We start from the raw sequence: 15,149 nt of genomic DNA, 5'->3' as shown, positions 1-15,149 counted from the left end.
TCTAACAATATACTCTGGGTTAATCTTGGCGTTACCGGAAAACTTGACAACCTTACTGAATGGGGCGACCCTTTCTGAAAACAAGAGGGTTACCCTCAAACAAAAAATCAATTGGAAAACCCAATGACAGCGCCGTCAACGTCCGCAGAGTCCACCTTCTCCTACAAGGGTATCTTTCTCTTTTGCACCGCCATCTTCTTTTTTGCGGTCATGGACACGACCGTTAAGTACGCGAACGAGACCTATCCACCGGCACAGGTTGTCTGGGCCCGCTATTTCTTCCATAGCGTACTGATGGCGGCGATCCTGCTTCCGAAACACGGGGTACAACTTATCAAGACCAACAGGCTGAAGATGCAGCTTGTCCGTTCCATCTTCCTGCTGCTGGCGACTGTCTGCTTTTTCACGGCGGTGAAATATGTGCCGCTTGCCGATGCAGCGGCGCTTGGGGCGACATCGCCGCTCTTCGTCATCCTCTTTTCGGTTATTCTCCTCAAAGAGAAGGTCAATGCCCGACGCTGGGCGGCGGTGGCCATCGGCTTTGGCGGGGCGATGATCGTGCTCCGGCCGGGCATGCTCGAGGTACATCCGGCGCTTTTCCTGGTGATCGGAACGTCGATTTTCTACGCGCTTTATCAGATCGCCACGCGGTTTCTCTCCGGAATAGACAGTCCGGCGACCACCATCACCTATTCCGCACTGATCGGGACCATCGGCATGAGCTTTGTTGTGCCCTTCTTCTGGGTCACGCCGGACCTTATGGGCTGGCTGATGCTGGGCGTGATCGGATTTATTGGCGGATTCAGCCATTTTATCATCATCAAGGCGTTTGACTACACCGAGGCTTCCACCGTGGCGCCGTTCCAGTATACGCAGCTCATCTGGCTTGCCATTTTCGGCTATCTGGTCTTCGGGAATTTTCCCGACAACTTCACAATTCTCGGTGCGGCCATAATTGTCGCGAGCGGGCTTTACATCCTCTATCGGGAGCGACAGATCAAGGGCGAGTGAGCGTCGGCCCTAGCTCGGCCCTAACTCGTCCCGATATCAGCGAGATCGCCGTACATTTCCGGCCGGCGGTCCCGGAAGAACTGCCAGTTGTCGCGGATCTCCTTGATCATGTCCATGTCCATATCGGCGACGACCAGCTCGTCCTTGTCCTCGGACGCTTGCGCAATAATCTCCCCGCGCGGATTGACGACATAGGACGATCCGTAAAACTCGCCGATATTCCAGGGCGCTTCCGTCCCGACCCGGTTCGTTGCCCCGATATAGACGCCGTTCGCGACGGCGGACGCCGGCTGTTCCAGCTCCCACAGATACTGGCTGACACCTTTCACGGTCGCTGACGGGTTGACGATATATTCCGCACCGTTGAGCGCAAGGGCACGCCAGCCTTCCGGGAAATGCCGGTCATAGCAGATATAGACGCCAAGTTTGCAATAGGCGGTCTGGAACACCGGCCAGCCGGAATTGCCGGGGCGGAAGAAGAATTTCTCCCAGAAGCCGGCGACCTGCGGGATGTGGGTTTTCCGGTATTTCCCGAGATATTTCCCATCCGCATCGATAACGGCGGCAGTGTTGTAATAGATGCCGGTCTTTTCCTGTTCATAGATAGGCACGACGATGACCATGTTGTATTTTCTGGCATATTCCTGCATCAGCTTGACGGTCGGACCGTCGGGAATGCTCTCCGTCGCGGCGTACCACTTGCTGTCCTGGGATGGGCAGAAATAGGGCTGCGTGAAAACCTCCTGAAAGGAGAGAACCTGCACGCCCTTCGCCCCAGCCTCATCGATTAACGGGAGATGCGCCTCGATCATCTTGGCCCGGATTTCCTCCGGGCTCATGTCCGTATTGCCCTTGAGACCCATCTGGATAAGTCCGGCTCGTACCGTTGTCATTGACCCTCTCCTTTTTGCATCGATTGGCGGTCAAATTTTTTTGACCATTTGGTCAGGATTTTAACTATCAATTTTCAAAAGGGAAAGCTAAAATAGCGATCAAGCATCGCAAGACGAGCAGCCTGCAGGATGAGGAGATCACTATGTCTACTTTGATACGCGGGGGAACCATCGTTACCTCCGAAACCAGCTACCGGGCCGATATTTTATGCGACGATGGGATGATTAAGGCCATCGGAGAGGGATTGGAGACGCCCTCCGGCGCCGAGGTTGTTGATGCGGGCGGTCAATATGTGATGCCGGGCGGTATTGACCCGCACACGCATATGCAGCTTCCCTTCATGGGCACTGTCGCGTCAGAGGATTTCGAGACAGGCACCGCCGCGGCGCTTGCCGGCGGCACGACCCAGATCATCGATTTTGTTATCCCCGACCCCCAGGAACCTCTGATGGACGCCTACCGAAAATGGCGCGGCTGGGCGGAAAAGTCCGTTGCTGACTATGGCTTCCATGTCGCTATCACCTGGTGGGACGATACGGTACACCGGGATATGGGCCTTCTCGCCGAGAATGAGGGCGTCAACAGCTTCAAGCATTTCATGGCCTACAAGAACGCGATCATGGTATCGGACGAGATGATGCTGGCCAGTTTCGCGCGTTGCCGGGAGCTTGGCGCGATGGCGACGGTTCATGCGGAAAATGGTGAGATGGTCTATTACCTGCAACAGGAGTTGCTGGCCAAAGGCATTACCGGGCCTGAGGGGCATCCGCAATCCCGCCCGCCGGAGATTGAGGGCGAAGCCGCCAACCGGGCAATCCGAACGGCGCAAGTGCTGCAAACGCCGATCTATATTGTGCATGTCTCCTGCAAGGAATCACTGGAAGCCATTACGCGGGCCCGACTGGAAGGACAGCGGGTGTTCGGCGAATGTCTGGCGGGGCATCTCCTGATCGACGACAGCGTCTACTACAATGAGGACTTTGAATTTGCCGCGGCCCATGTGATGAGCCCACCCTTCCGCCCCAAGGATCACCAGCGTGAACTCTGGCGGGGACTTCAGTCGGGGAATTTGCAGACTACGGCAACTGATCATTGCTGCTTCTGCGCGCCGCAAAAGGCCGCCGGACGTGATGATTTCACCCTGATCCCGAACGGGACTTCGGGCGTGGAGGATCGCATGGCGGTGCTCTGGCATCACGGGGTCAATTCAGGCAAGCTCACCATGAACGAGTTTGTGAAGGTCACTTCCACCAATGCCGCGCAGATCTTCAATATTCACCCGCGCAAGGGCTCTATTTCTGTCGGTGCGGATGCGGATATCGTGGTGTGGGACCCGGAAATGACGCGGACCATTTCGGCCAAGACCCATCACCAGAATATCGATTTCAATATCTTCGAGGGGATGGAAGTCAAGGGCAGCCCGAGCCATACCATAAGCCAGGGCAAGGTCGTCTATAAGGACGGACAGCTCAATGTCGTGAAGGGCGCGGGCCGCTATATCAAGCGGCCAACCTACAATCCCTATTTCGATGCGCTCGACAAGCGCCGCAAGGAAACGGCGCCCCGGAAGGTCTCTAGACCCGCACAGGCCGCCGAATAATTTTAACGGAAATTCTCCTGGAAAAGGCCCTGCACCAGCTGGTCAGGGTCTTTTTTTATGGAATTTGCAGCGGAACTTTCAGCAACATGCCGAATTCCTCGGCAAAATTGACCGAGACACGGGCATGAACTTTGCCTTGCCGGTCATAAAACCGTCCCTTCTCGCCGATGGGAAAGACACCTTCATGCCAGATATTAGGATGGATATAGAGGCCCTTCGAGCCATCGCAGTAAAAGGCGACAAAGTCTTCCGGCTGCACATCATCGCCCGGCAGCGCGAGCGGTACCATGAAGGGCGTGCCATCCAGTGAATAAAATAGTTGTCCGCCATCGGGATGGTAATTCGCGTGCCAGAGCAGCACCTGATCCTTCTCACGCGTGGCGACTTTCGTGTCCGCCTCCTCGGGGTTGCGGGACCAGCCGAGAATATAGGTATCCTTCACCGCGTTGTTGCGACCCCAGAGCACATCCCCTTCCCACCAGAATTCAAAAATTCCTTCTGCCGTTCCGCCCTGATTACCGGTCCCCTCATCTACTTTACGGGAGCCCGAGGTTGGCCAGGTGACAATCTCAATCGGAAAATTCTCGTAATCCTCAACAAGACAGCCGTAGCCGTCCAGCGTTTCGTCCGACGCGACAACGATCGGCATATCGAGCAGCGGGAGTTCGGCGGGGATGTCCGGATTCAGGAAATCCGGCGATTGCGCGGTATCAGAGGTGAGCATGGTAACATTTCCCAGATAATTTTGGCCAATTAAGACACAAGCATAAAAAAAAAGGAAGGCATCCCTTCCCTTTTCTTCGCTATATGGCACGGCTTACTTTTGTGACATTTCCCAGATTTCCTGGGTGAAAGCGCCTTCCGGCTTCTTGGATATAACCAGTTTGGAATCGCCTGCCAGCAGGATATCCACTGTCCGATTATAGGAATCCTCGTCCAGCTTACCAAGATCGCTGCTGCCAACCAGCTTGGCAATTTCCGACATCATGCGCTTTTGGTGCTTTTCAGTTTGTGCACCCGTGGCGTCATTATCAAGCACAATTTCAGCGGCTTCATCGGGATTATCGACCGCATACTGCCAGCCTTTCAAGGAAGCCTTGACGAAGCGGGCGAGCTTGTCCTTCATCGCGTCATCTGCAAGGCTTTTCTCCATTACATAGAGACCGTCTTCCAATGTGGCGACGCCTTCCTCTTCATAGGGAAAAACCGAAAGCTCGGCCGGAGTAAGACCGCCATCGATCACCTGCCAATATTCATTATAGGTCATGGTGGAAACACAGGCCGCCTGTTTCTGGAGTAACGGATCAACGTTAAAACCCTGTTTCAGGACTGTGATATCGGCATCGGCGCCTTCGGTCTTGTATTTCAGCTTATCCATCCAGGACAGGAACGGATACTCATTGCCAAAAAACCAGACACCAAGGGTCTTGCCCTTGAAATCCGCTGGTGTTTCAACACCCATGTCCTTGCGGCAGGTCAGCATCATGCCGGACTTGGCAAAAACCTGTGAAATATTGACAAGCGGAACACCTTTTTCGCGGGTCGCAAGCGCCGCAGGCATCCAGTCAACGACCACATCAGCGCCGCCACCGGCGATAACCTGCGCGGGCGCCACATCCGGACCGCCCGGCTTAATGGTCACATCGAGATCGACTTCATCATAGAAGCCCTTGTCCTTTGCCACATAATATCCGGCAAATTGGGCCTGGGTGACCCATTTAAGCTGCAAGGTGAGCTTGTCCGCGGCCGACGCAGTAATGGCCGTCAGGCTCATCGCCGAGGCGGCTAATAGTAAGGTTAGTTTTTTCATCTTGTCTTTCCTCTCCCTTAATGAAGTAAATCGTTCAAACTTACATGGTAATGGGGACTCAACTCACTTTACCCGTCTGTAGGAGGCATGCCAGAAGGTGATCCGGCGTTCCAGAAGGGCGAGAATTCCATAAAACAGCGATCCGACAACGGCGGCGACGGCGATTGTGGCCCAGACGATATCGACATTCATCCGACCAACCTCCGTCGAGATGCGAAAGCCCATACCGACGATCGGTGTGCCGAAAAACTCCGCGACAATCGCACCAATCATCGCAAGGGTCGAATTGATTTTCAACGCGTTGAAAATAAAGGGCATGGCGTTCGGCAGGCGCAGGAATAAAAGCGTCTGCCAATAGCTCGCGGCATAGGACCGCATAAGGTCCTTCTCAATATGGCTGGTGGCCTGCAATCCCGCGAGCGTATTAATCAGCATCGGGAAAAAGGTCATCACGACAATAACGGCTGCTTTTGATTGCCAATCGAAACCGAACCACATGACCATGATGGGCGCAATGCCCACAATGGGGATGGCACTCACCATCGATCCAAGCGGCAGTAACCCGCGCTGCATAAACGGAACACGATCGACCAGAATGGCAACAAGAAAGCCCGCGCCACAGCCAAAGGCGAATCCGGAGAGAACCGATTTGACCACCGTCTGGTAAAAATCTGCAAATAATGTAGATGAATTATTCTCAATTGCCGCGCCGATTTGCTCTGGCGATGGCAGGAGAACAGAGGGGACGCCAAAGCCGATCGTGAGCACCTGCCAGAGATAGAGCAGCCAGATACCAAAGAGCGCGGGCACTGCGAAAGCGAGAAAATAATTGCCATTGGCTACTTTTGAGAGAAGCGCGAGAGACCGCCATACCAACAGGCCAAGTGCCGCAAGAAAGAGCCAATGGCCAATCGCGGTAAATCCGCTGGTGTCTACCGTGTGAGTCAGGATCAACGGCGCGAAGGCCCCGGTGATGCATCCGATGGTAAGCAGAAGCGCCGCGTAAGTCGTCTCCTCCCGGCTTTTCATCTGGTAGAGTGCCGCGGCAATAGAGAGAAGCAGAAGCGCGAAAGGTGCTGGTTTGTCCCACCATTGAACCGACATGTCCACGTCCACCCCCACCGGCAGAAAGACAGAAATCCCGGAAAGCAGAACAAAGAGGATCAGGACGAGATCAGCGCTTTTCTTCATACCGCCTCCCTCCCCGTCCGGCCAAGGACCAGCTTCTCGGTAATCGTAACCGCCCAGACAAGCAACATGCCGAGAACCGACGCGGCGACCAGTGCTGACCAGATCTGGATCGTCTGGCCATAGTAGGAGCCAGCGAGAAGTCGCGCGCCCAGCCCTTCCACTGCGCCGGTTGGCAATTCAGCAACAATGGCCCCAACAAGACTGATGGCAATGGCGACTTTCAGGCTCGCGAACAGGAACGGGATCGAGGCTGGCATGCGGAGCTTCCAGAACACCTGCGCGGCGCTCGCGCTATAGGTCTTCATCAGGTCAAGCTGCAACACATCGGGCGAGCGCAACCCCTTCACCATACCGATGGTAATCGGGAAGAAGCAGAGATACATGGAAATAATCGCCTTCGGCACCAGCCCGGTCAGCCCGATATGTCCAAGGACAACGATAATCATCGGGGCAATGGCGAGGATGGGCACGGTCTGCGAGGCGATGATCCAGGGCATCAGGCTCCTGTCCAGCGTCTCCAGATGGACGATCCCGACAGCGAGCAGGATGCCAAGCAGTGCGCCTAATGCGAAGCCGACCAGTGTTGAGGAAATCGTCACGTAGGAATGATAGACGAGACTCCGCTTGGAGGTGATTTTCTTCTCGAGTACCGTCTTACGAAGCTCGACAACAATCTGTTGAGGCGCGGGAAGAATGGGGCGTTCCATCGACCAGGCATCCTCGATCAGCTGCTGCCAGCTCCATTCGACCTTGCCCCGCTCATACTGATCGATCAGGCGATCGGAATTCATATAGACCGCACCCGCATACCAAAGGATCAACAAACTAAGAACAACGACAAAAACGGGAAAGCTCTTCCCGTCATACAGGCGGCGCCATAACCCCAACTTGCTGGTTTCCGCGTGCTCAGTCATCGTAGCTATGCCCCGAGCGCAGCCCCTCGCGCACGCGGTGGGAAATTTCAAGAAACTCCGGTGTCTCGCGAATGTCCAATGTACGATCCCGCGGCAGGTTACTCTCAATGATGTCAATGACCTTGCCCGGCCTCGGGCTCATCACCACAATTTTGGAGGAGAGAAAGACCGCCTCCGGGATCGAATGGGTCACGAAAATGACTGTCTTCTTCGTTGTATCCCAAAGTTTCAAGAGCTGTTCATTCAGGTGATCGCGGGTAATCTCGTCAAGCGCGCCGAAGGGCTCGTCCATCAGCAGCAGATCCGGTTCCACCGACAGGGCACGGGCGATAGAGACCCGTTGCTGCATCCCGCCCGAGAGCTGCCAAGGGAATTTTTTCTCGAACCCTTCAAGATTGACCATTGCGAGGTTGCGTGCGGCCCGCGCCTTCTGTTCCTCCCGGCTGAGCCCCATAATCTCCAGCGGCAGCATGATGTTTTTCTCGACCGTCCGCCAGGGATAGAGCGCCGGGGCCTGAAACACATAGCCGTAGGCCCGCTTTTGCCGTGCCTCCTCCGGCGTCATGCCATTCACGGAAATATGCCCGCCCGTGGGTTTCTCCAGATCGGCAATCACCCTCATCAGGGTCGTCTTGCCGCAGCCGGACGGGCCGATGAAGGAAACAAAGTCCCCCGCATTCACGGTCAAATCGATATCTGAAAGCGCATGTACTGGCGTGTCCGCCGTTTGAAAGACGAGATTGAGTTTTTCAATCTCGATTACTGGTTTTAATTCAACATCAGACAATATTGGCCCGCTCCACTATGGCATGCAGCAGAACATTACATCCGGCAGCAAGATCTTCAGGGGTCGCTTCCTCTTCCTCGTTATGGCTGATCCCGTTTTCGCACGGAACGAAGATCATACCCGTCGGGGCGACGCGGGAAACATAACAGGCGTCATGCCCGGCGCCGGAAATGATATCCATATGGCTATACCCCGCAATCTCCGAGCCCTTGCGGACCGCATTCACGCAATCTTTATCGAACTCAACGGGCGGGGAATACCAGATTTCCTCAAACTTCATCTCATAGCCACCGTCCTTGGCGGTTTTCTCGGCGAAGGCGCGGAGTTCAGCATCCATCTTGCTGAGAATCTCGTCCTTCGGATGGCGGAAATCGACAGTAAAGAACACCTCGCCCGGAATGGTATTGCGTGAATTCGGGCTCGACTGGATCAGCCCCACCGTCGCGCAGGCGAAAGGCTGGTTATCAAGGCCAATACGATTGACTTCGCAAACGATCTTCGACGCGGCGACAAGCGCATCTTTACGCCGGGCCATCGGGGTCGGGCCGGCATGGGCCTCCTGCCCGGTAATGGTAATTTCATACCAGCGTTGACCCTGTGCGCCCATGACCACGCCGATGGTCTTCTCTTCATGCTCAAGGATCGGGCCCTGCTCGATATGCGCCTCAAAAAAGGCCTTGATCTCGCGACCGCCGACCTCCTCTGTCCCGGCATAGCCGATACGCTTCAGTTCCTCCCCCATCGTCTTGCCGTCGAGATCGGCGCGGGAAAGGCCGTATTCAAGGTCGAATACCCCGGCAAACACCCCGGAGGCAACCATGGCTGGCGCAAAGCGAGAGCCTTCCTCATTCGTCCAGACGGCAACCTCTATCGGATGCTCTGTCTTCACATCGAAATCATTAAGGGTGCGCAGGACTTCCAACCCGGCCAGCACGCCAAACACCCCGTCATATTTCCCGCCCGTCGGCTGGGTATCGAGATGCGATCCCGTCATTACCGGCGGCAGGTCGTCACGGGTACCGGCGCGGCGGGCGAAGATATTGCCCATCTTGTCTACCTTGATGGTGCAGCCAGCATCATTGCACCATGATGAGAAAAGATCCCGCCCTTCCTTGTCGAGATCGGTGAGCGCGAGGCGACAACAACCCCCCTTCTCCGTCGCACCGATCTTGGCCATCTCCATCAGGCTTTCCCAGAGGCGATCGCCTTTTACATTCATATTCTGCATGGGTTTCTTTCGTCTCTATTCTGCGGCGGTTGAAAACGGATTGCGCGGATCCTCGTTCCAATTCATGTAAGGCTTGCCTTTGTCCACCCGCTCCATGGTGATGCAGTCATCAACCGGGCAGGCCAACATGCAAAGATTACAGCCCACACACTCCTTGTCCACAACTTCATAGTGTCGGGCCCCATTTACGCGGCCCGCGGTAATGGCCTGATGGGAGGTATCCTCGCAGGCGATATGGCAAATACCGCATTTGATGCAGGAGTCCTGATTAATGCGCGCCTTGATGTCATAGTTCATGTTGAGTTCGTTCCAATTGGCGACATTGGGTACCGCCATGGACCGGAAGTCATCAATCGTCCGGTAGCCTTTTTCATCCATCCAGTTGGAAAGCCCGGTAATCATGTCATCGACAATGCGGAACCCATAATGCATGGCGGCGGTGCAAACCTGCACCGAGCCGCAGCCAAGCGCCATAAACTCCGCCCCGTCGCGCCAGTTGGCAATACCGCCGATGCCGGAGACAGGAATATTCTGGCACTCCGGATCACGGGCAATCTCCGCAACCATATTGAGTGCAATGGGCTTGACCGCCGGACCGCAATAACCGGCATGGGCGCCTTTGCCGTCAACGACAGGTGTGGGCGCCATCTGGTCAAGGTCGACGGTGACGATGGAGTTTATCGTGTTAATAAGGGAAACGGCATCCGCCCCGCCCTTCACCGCCGCGCGGGCCGCCGTGCGAATATCGGTGATATTCGGTGTGAGCTTGACGATGACGGGCATATCGGAATGCTCCTTGCACCATCTTGTCACCATCTCCACATATTCCGGCACCTGCCCAACCGCCGAGCCCATGCCCCGTTCCGACATGCCGTGGGGACAACCAAAATTAAGCTCCACCCCATCCGCGCCGGTATCCTCTACCTTTCGCAGGATGCGCTTCCAGGGTTCTTCCTCGCAAGGCACCATCAGGGAAACAACAACCGCACGGTCGGGCCAGTTTTTCTTGACCCGGGCGATTTCCTCAAGGTTCACATCAAGCGGACGGTCGGTAATCAGCTCGATATTGCTGAAGCCCATCATCCGCTGCCCGTTCAATTGGACCGCGCCATAACGAGAGGAGACGTTGACCACCGGCGGATCCTCTCCCAGCGTCTTCCAGACGACGCCGCCCCAGCCCGCCTCGAACGCGCGGACGACGTTATATTCCTTGTCCGTTGGCGGCGCGCTTGCCAGCCAGAAGGGGTTCGGGCTTTTGATCCCGGCGAAATTATATGAAAGGTCAGCCATGTCTCTCTCCCTATTTCTTCGCCAGATAGTCGTTGATTGCCAGGGCCGCCTTCTTGCCGTCCTGCACCGCCGCGACTGTCAGCCCGACATTGCCGTCGATGCAGTCGCCACCCGCGTAAACCCCCTCAAGCGAGGTTGCGTAACTGTCATCGACGGCAATCTTTCCATTTTTCAGCTCCAGCTGAGCGGCCGTGCCAAAGACAGGATCGGGCACGAATATCTGGCCAATCGCCTTGAACAGCATATCGGCCTCAAGCGTTGTTTTTTCGCCCGAGCCGATGAGTTTTCCATCTGGCCCCTGTTTTGTATATTCAAACTCAACCGCGCTGACTGCGCCATTGTCTGACACGATTCCGACCGGCTGCATCCAGTGCTTGATTTTCACGCCATTGGTTTGTGCGAATTTCTGCTCAACGTCGGTTGCACTCATTGCCTCGGCTCCCCTTCGGTAGACAATGGTGACATCTTCCGCGCCGAGGCGTTTTGATTTCACGGCAATATCGATCGCCGTGCTGCCCCCGCCGATGATGACGACCCGCCGCCCGATGGGCAGCGTTGCCTTGTCCGCAGTCTGCCGGAGATTGGCGATATAGTCGACCGCATTGAAAACACCGTCGATGCTTTCCCCTTCAAGGGCAAGTGCCTGCACCCCGCCCAGTCCACTTCCTATAAAAACTGCATCGAAATCGTTTCGAATGGTGCCTAGCGCCAACTCCTGCCCCAGTTTCTTGCCGTGGTTGACGGTAATGCCGCCGAGACCGAGAATAAAATCGACTTCCTTTTGCGCGAAGTTATCGACGACCTTGTAATCGGCGATGCCATATTCATTAAGCCCGCCGGATTTCGGAAGGGCCTCGAACACCTCACAGTCATGCCCGAGTTGCGACAGGCGATGCGCAGCCGAAAGTCCGGCCGGACCGGCGCCGATGATGGCGACCCTCTTGCCCGTTGCGGCGGCACGCGCAAAAGGCTGCTCCCCCTTTTCCATCAACCAGTCGGTTGCAAAACGCTGCAGTGCGCCAATTGTAACGGGCTTGCCTTCCTGCGCGGTGCGCACACAGGCCCCCTCACAGAGGACTTCCGTTGGGCAGACCCGCGCGCAGGCCCCGCCCATGATATTCTCCTCCAGGATATCAATCGCTGAGCCGCGGACGTTATCTGTGGAAATTTTCCGAATAAAATTCGGGATGTCGATGCCCGTCGGGCAGGCTTCCATACAGGGCGCATCATAACAAAAGTAACAACGGCTCGCCTCGATATGTGCAGACATTGCATCCAGTGGCGGATGAATGTCGGAGAAATTTTCTGCCAGTTCCTCTCCAGAAAGCCGTCCTGCCGCGATATCGCTCATGGCCCGCACCCCTTGCCCATGTCTGAAAATGGCGGCTCATACAAAGCCGTTAAATGCCTTGAAAAAACCATAGCCAAATCCTGACCAAACGGTCAAGTTCTAATTAAAAATAGTTGCAAAAGCGGCAAAAATAGTCAATTTATGGAGCGGGAAATATAAGTATTTTATAAACTTAGAGCCGATAATGAACGTGGAAACAAACGCGACGGCAGATGACTCTTCACAGGGTCGTATACGTCAGGAAAATATAGAAAAGATCATGAAGGCGGCCGAGAAGGTTTTCGCGGGCAACGGCTTTCGTGGCGCAACCACGGCGGCCATCGCCGAGGAGGCAGGCCTGCCCAAGGCCAATATCCATTATTATTTCGGCACCAAGGCCAAACTATACCGCGCCGTCCTTGATGACATTATTGCGCTCTGGCTCTCGTCTTTCCGGGAAATCGGGGAGAATGACGACCCGGCGACCACCCTCGCTGACTATATCCGCGCGAAAATGCAGCTTTCGCAAAACCGGCCCAATGCGTCTAAAGTCTTCGCCAATGAACTTATTCGCGGCGCCCCGCGCATCAGCGGCTATCTGGAAACAGAACTCAAGGAGTGGGTTGAGGAAAAAGCAGCTATTCTGGACCACTGGATCGAGGAAGGCCGAATGGCCCCTGTGGATAGCAAGCGCCTTCTCTTTCATATCTGGTCAATGACCCAGACTTGGGCGGATTTCGAAGTGCAATGGGCCGCCGTTCTTGGCCGCAAGAAAAAGCTGAAGGCAGAGGATTTCGACGCCGCCACCGACTTTATCATTACCATAGTGCTCCGCACCTGTGGCCTGCAACCGATCCCGTCTCGGTCATGAAAACACCCCGCGAAGTTGTCGAGGACTGGGTGGAGCGGTTCAACGCAGCGGACGCCGACGCCCTCGCCCGGCTCTATGCGGAAGAGGCCGTCAATCATCAGGTGACGCAGGATCCCGTCGAGGGCCGCGCTGCCATCAAGGCGATGTTCGAGAAGGAATTCTCCGCCACCGAAATGGTCTGCATCCCCGAAGCCATTCACGAGGCAGGCGATGTCGCCATATTGGAGTGGCGCGATCCGCTGGGCCTGCGCGGCTGTGGCTTTTTCACGGTGAAGGACGGCCTGATCCAGTTCCAGCGCGGCTACTGGGATAAACTCAGCTTCCTCAAAATGCACAACCTGCCGATTGAGTGAGCCTAGATCTTAACTCCCCGCAATCTCTTCCTGCAAAATCTCCAGTTCAAGCCAGCGGGTTTCAGCGTCGTCCTTGTCATTTTGGGCCTTGGCGAGCGCGGCGGCCTTTTCCTTGAATTTATCGGGTGTCTTGTTGAAAAGGTCCGGGTTGGCGAGATCGGCTTCAAGCGCCTTGATCGCGGCCTCCAGCTCCTCAATTACGGCGGGAAGACGCTCATAATCGCGCTGATCCTTATAGGTGAGCTTTTTCCGCGGCGCCGCGGGTTTCGCGGTCGCCTCTTTCGGTTTTGCGGCCTTGGCAGTCTTTTTCGCCTCCGCCGTCTGCGCCTGTCGGTAATCGGAATAACCGCCAACATATTCATCGACCTTGCCGTCCTCCTCGATCACAATGGTGGAGGTAACAAGCTGGTCGAGGAAATCACGGTCATGGCTTACGACCAGAAGCGTGCCGTCATAAGCACTTAGCATATCCTGCAACAGGTCGAGGGTTTCCATATCGAGATCGTTGGTCGGTTCGTCGAGGATCAGGAAGTTGCTCTCCCGTGCCAGCAGCTTGGCCAGCAGAAGCCGGTTCTTCTCCCCGCCGGAAAGCGCCTTGACCGGGCTTTTCGCCTGCCGGTCCTCGAACAGGAAGTCCCGCAAATACGCAACCACATGGCGAACCTCCCCCCGCACGAGGAGTTGCCCGCTGCCCGGGTCTGCGAGTGTATCCCAGAGGCTCATCTCCGGATCGAGGCTGTCGCGATGCTGATCGAAAATGGCCGGGGTGAGATTGGTGCCGAGCTTGACGTCACCGGTGGTGGGTTTAAGCTCCCCCATCAGGATTTTAAGCAGCGTTGTCTTGCCCGCACCATTCGGCCCGATAATGCCAACCCGGTCGCCCCGCTGGATCTTGGTTGAGAATTTTGCGAGAACCTCGCGCGGCTCGCCGGCTTCCCCCTCATAAGTCATGGAAATATCAGTCGCCTCGACCACCACCCGGCCGCTTTTCGCGCCACTCTTGACGGAGAGCTTGGCGGACCCGACCGGGGCCAGCCGCTCGGCTCGCTCCGCCCGCAGGCGATGGAGTGCACGAATACGGCCCTCGTTACGGGCGCGCCGTGCGGTGATCCCCTTGCGGGACCAGTCTGTTTCCTCGGCGATTTTCTTGTCGAGCTTCTTGGTTTCCACTTCCTCCCGACGGAGAATTTCCTCTGACCATTCATCGAAGGCAGCGAAGCCCTTGCCATGGGTGCGCAGCTTGCCGCGATCGAGCCAGAACAGCCGGTTGGTCAGGTTCTTCAGGAACTGCCGGTCATGGCTGATGATCATCAGCGCGCCCTTATAGGCCCTGAGTTCCTCCTCCAGCCAGAGGATCGTCTTGATATCAAGATGGTTCGTCGGCTCGTCGAGGAGCAGCACGTCCGGATCAGAGACAAGTGCCTCGGCAAGGCTGACTCGCCGCGCCTCCCCGCCTGAAAGAGTGTCTAGCAGGCGATCCCCGTTAATACCGACACCCTGCAGCACCTGGTCGACCAGATAGCCAAGATCCTCGGCCTCCCCGCCCGCCGATAGGCCCGACTGTACCTGCGCGAACACAGTGCGGCCCGGCACGATAATCGGCTGCTGCCGGAGGTAACTTACCTTGACCCCGCTCTGCAGGAACCGCTCCCCGCCGTCGAGGTCAATATCGCCCGCGATCGCCTTCAGGAGCGTCGACTTGCCCGAACCGTTCCGCCCCATCAGGGCAATACGCATTCCCGGCTCGATCCCGAGCGAGATATCAGAGAACAAATCGCCGCCACCAAAAGTGATGCGGGCATTTTGCAGGGCCAGAATAGGAGCCGCCATGGAAATTATGTGCCTTATCAAGGAAGTCAGAAGTCTCGCA

14 protein-coding genes are annotated in these 15,149 nt (G+C 56.1%); 4 read left to right on the top strand and 10 right to left on the bottom strand.

Annotation, left to right across the window (positions count from 1 at the left end):
* The first annotated feature begins 123 nt into the window (after positions 1 to 123).
* Positions 124 to 1,011: a DMT family transporter gene (locus GQE98_RS06625; protein WP_161314900.1), complete on the top strand. Its 888-nt coding sequence runs from the start codon at positions 124 to 126 to the stop codon at positions 1,009 to 1,011.
* A gap of 20 nt (positions 1,012 to 1,031) precedes the next feature.
* Here the strand turns inward: GQE98_RS06625 and GQE98_RS06620 are convergent, their stop codons facing one another.
* Positions 1,032 to 1,904 (bottom strand): nitrilase-related carbon-nitrogen hydrolase, encoded by an 873-nt coding sequence (locus GQE98_RS06620; RefSeq protein WP_161314899.1) that lies wholly within the window; start codon positions 1,902 to 1,904, stop codon positions 1,032 to 1,034.
* A 143-nt stretch (positions 1,905 to 2,047) separates the two neighbouring features.
* Between GQE98_RS06620 and hydA the strand changes: the two genes are divergently transcribed.
* Positions 2,048 to 3,505 (top strand): dihydropyrimidinase, encoded by a 1,458-nt coding sequence (gene hydA / locus GQE98_RS06615; RefSeq protein ID WP_161314898.1) that lies wholly within the window; start codon positions 2,048 to 2,050, stop codon positions 3,503 to 3,505.
* A 55-nt stretch (positions 3,506 to 3,560) separates the two neighbouring features.
* On the opposite strand, the gene GQE98_RS06610 is transcribed toward hydA, so the two are convergent.
* The 8 genes from GQE98_RS06610 to GQE98_RS06575 all read right to left on the bottom strand — a co-directional run bounded on the left by GQE98_RS06610 (position 3,561) and on the right by GQE98_RS06575 (position 12,076).
* On the bottom strand, positions 3,561 to 4,229 hold the full coding sequence (locus tag GQE98_RS06610; RefSeq protein ID WP_161314897.1) for an ureidoglycolate lyase: 669 nt from the start codon (positions 4,227 to 4,229) through the stop codon (positions 3,561 to 3,563).
* 93 nt (positions 4,230 to 4,322) lie between these two features.
* Positions 4,323 to 5,315 (bottom strand): ABC transporter substrate-binding protein, encoded by a 993-nt coding sequence (locus tag GQE98_RS06605; RefSeq protein WP_161314896.1) that lies wholly within the window; start codon positions 5,313 to 5,315, stop codon positions 4,323 to 4,325.
* 63 nt (positions 5,316 to 5,378) lie between these two features.
* On the bottom strand, positions 5,379 to 6,506 hold the full coding sequence (locus tag GQE98_RS06600) for an ABC transporter permease (RefSeq protein WP_161314895.1): 1,128 nt from the start codon (positions 6,504 to 6,506) through the stop codon (positions 5,379 to 5,381).
* On the bottom strand, positions 6,503 to 7,420 hold the full coding sequence (locus tag GQE98_RS06595; protein WP_161314894.1) for an ABC transporter permease: 918 nt from the start codon (positions 7,418 to 7,420) through the stop codon (positions 6,503 to 6,505). Before GQE98_RS06595 ends, GQE98_RS06600 begins: the two co-directional genes overlap by 4 nt.
* A complete protein-coding gene (locus GQE98_RS06590) occupies positions 7,413 to 8,207 on the bottom strand; it encodes an ABC transporter ATP-binding protein (RefSeq protein WP_202526133.1) in 795 nt (264 codons plus the stop codon). The genes GQE98_RS06595 and GQE98_RS06590 overlap by 8 nt, the downstream gene beginning before the upstream one ends.
* Entirely contained in the window at positions 8,200 to 9,435 is a 1,236-nt protein-coding gene (locus tag GQE98_RS06585; RefSeq protein WP_161314893.1) for a Zn-dependent hydrolase, read from the bottom strand. Before GQE98_RS06585 ends, GQE98_RS06590 begins: the two co-directional genes overlap by 8 nt.
* Before the next feature lie 15 nt (positions 9,436 to 9,450).
* Positions 9,451 to 10,725, bottom strand: a complete 1,275-nt coding sequence (gene preA / locus GQE98_RS06580) for an NAD-dependent dihydropyrimidine dehydrogenase subunit PreA (RefSeq protein ID WP_161314892.1) — start codon at positions 10,723 to 10,725, stop codon at positions 9,451 to 9,453.
* A 10-nt stretch (positions 10,726 to 10,735) separates the two neighbouring features.
* A complete protein-coding gene (locus tag GQE98_RS06575) occupies positions 10,736 to 12,076 on the bottom strand; it encodes an NAD(P)-dependent oxidoreductase (protein ID WP_161314891.1) in 1,341 nt (446 codons plus the stop codon).
* A 184-nt stretch (positions 12,077 to 12,260) separates the two neighbouring features.
* Between GQE98_RS06575 and GQE98_RS06570 the strand changes: the two genes are divergently transcribed.
* Positions 12,261 to 12,926: a TetR family transcriptional regulator C-terminal domain-containing protein gene (locus GQE98_RS06570; RefSeq protein WP_161314890.1), complete on the top strand. Its 666-nt coding sequence runs from the start codon at positions 12,261 to 12,263 to the stop codon at positions 12,924 to 12,926.
* Positions 12,923 to 13,279, top strand: a complete 357-nt coding sequence (locus GQE98_RS06565; RefSeq protein WP_161314889.1) for a nuclear transport factor 2 family protein — start codon at positions 12,923 to 12,925, stop codon at positions 13,277 to 13,279. The genes GQE98_RS06570 and GQE98_RS06565 overlap by 4 nt, the downstream gene beginning before the upstream one ends.
* Before the next feature lie 9 nt (positions 13,280 to 13,288).
* Here the strand turns inward: GQE98_RS06565 and GQE98_RS06560 are convergent, their stop codons facing one another.
* On the bottom strand, positions 13,289 to 15,109 hold the full coding sequence (locus tag GQE98_RS06560; RefSeq protein WP_161314888.1) for an ATP-binding cassette domain-containing protein: 1,821 nt from the start codon (positions 15,107 to 15,109) through the stop codon (positions 13,289 to 13,291).
* Between the last annotated feature and the right edge of the window lie 40 nt (positions 15,110 to 15,149).

The organism is Sneathiella litorea (assembly GCF_009882915.1).
GTDB lineage: Bacteria > Pseudomonadota > Alphaproteobacteria > Sneathiellales > Sneathiellaceae > Sneathiella > Sneathiella litorea.
This window is presented reverse-complemented; position numbering and strand designations above follow the sequence as displayed.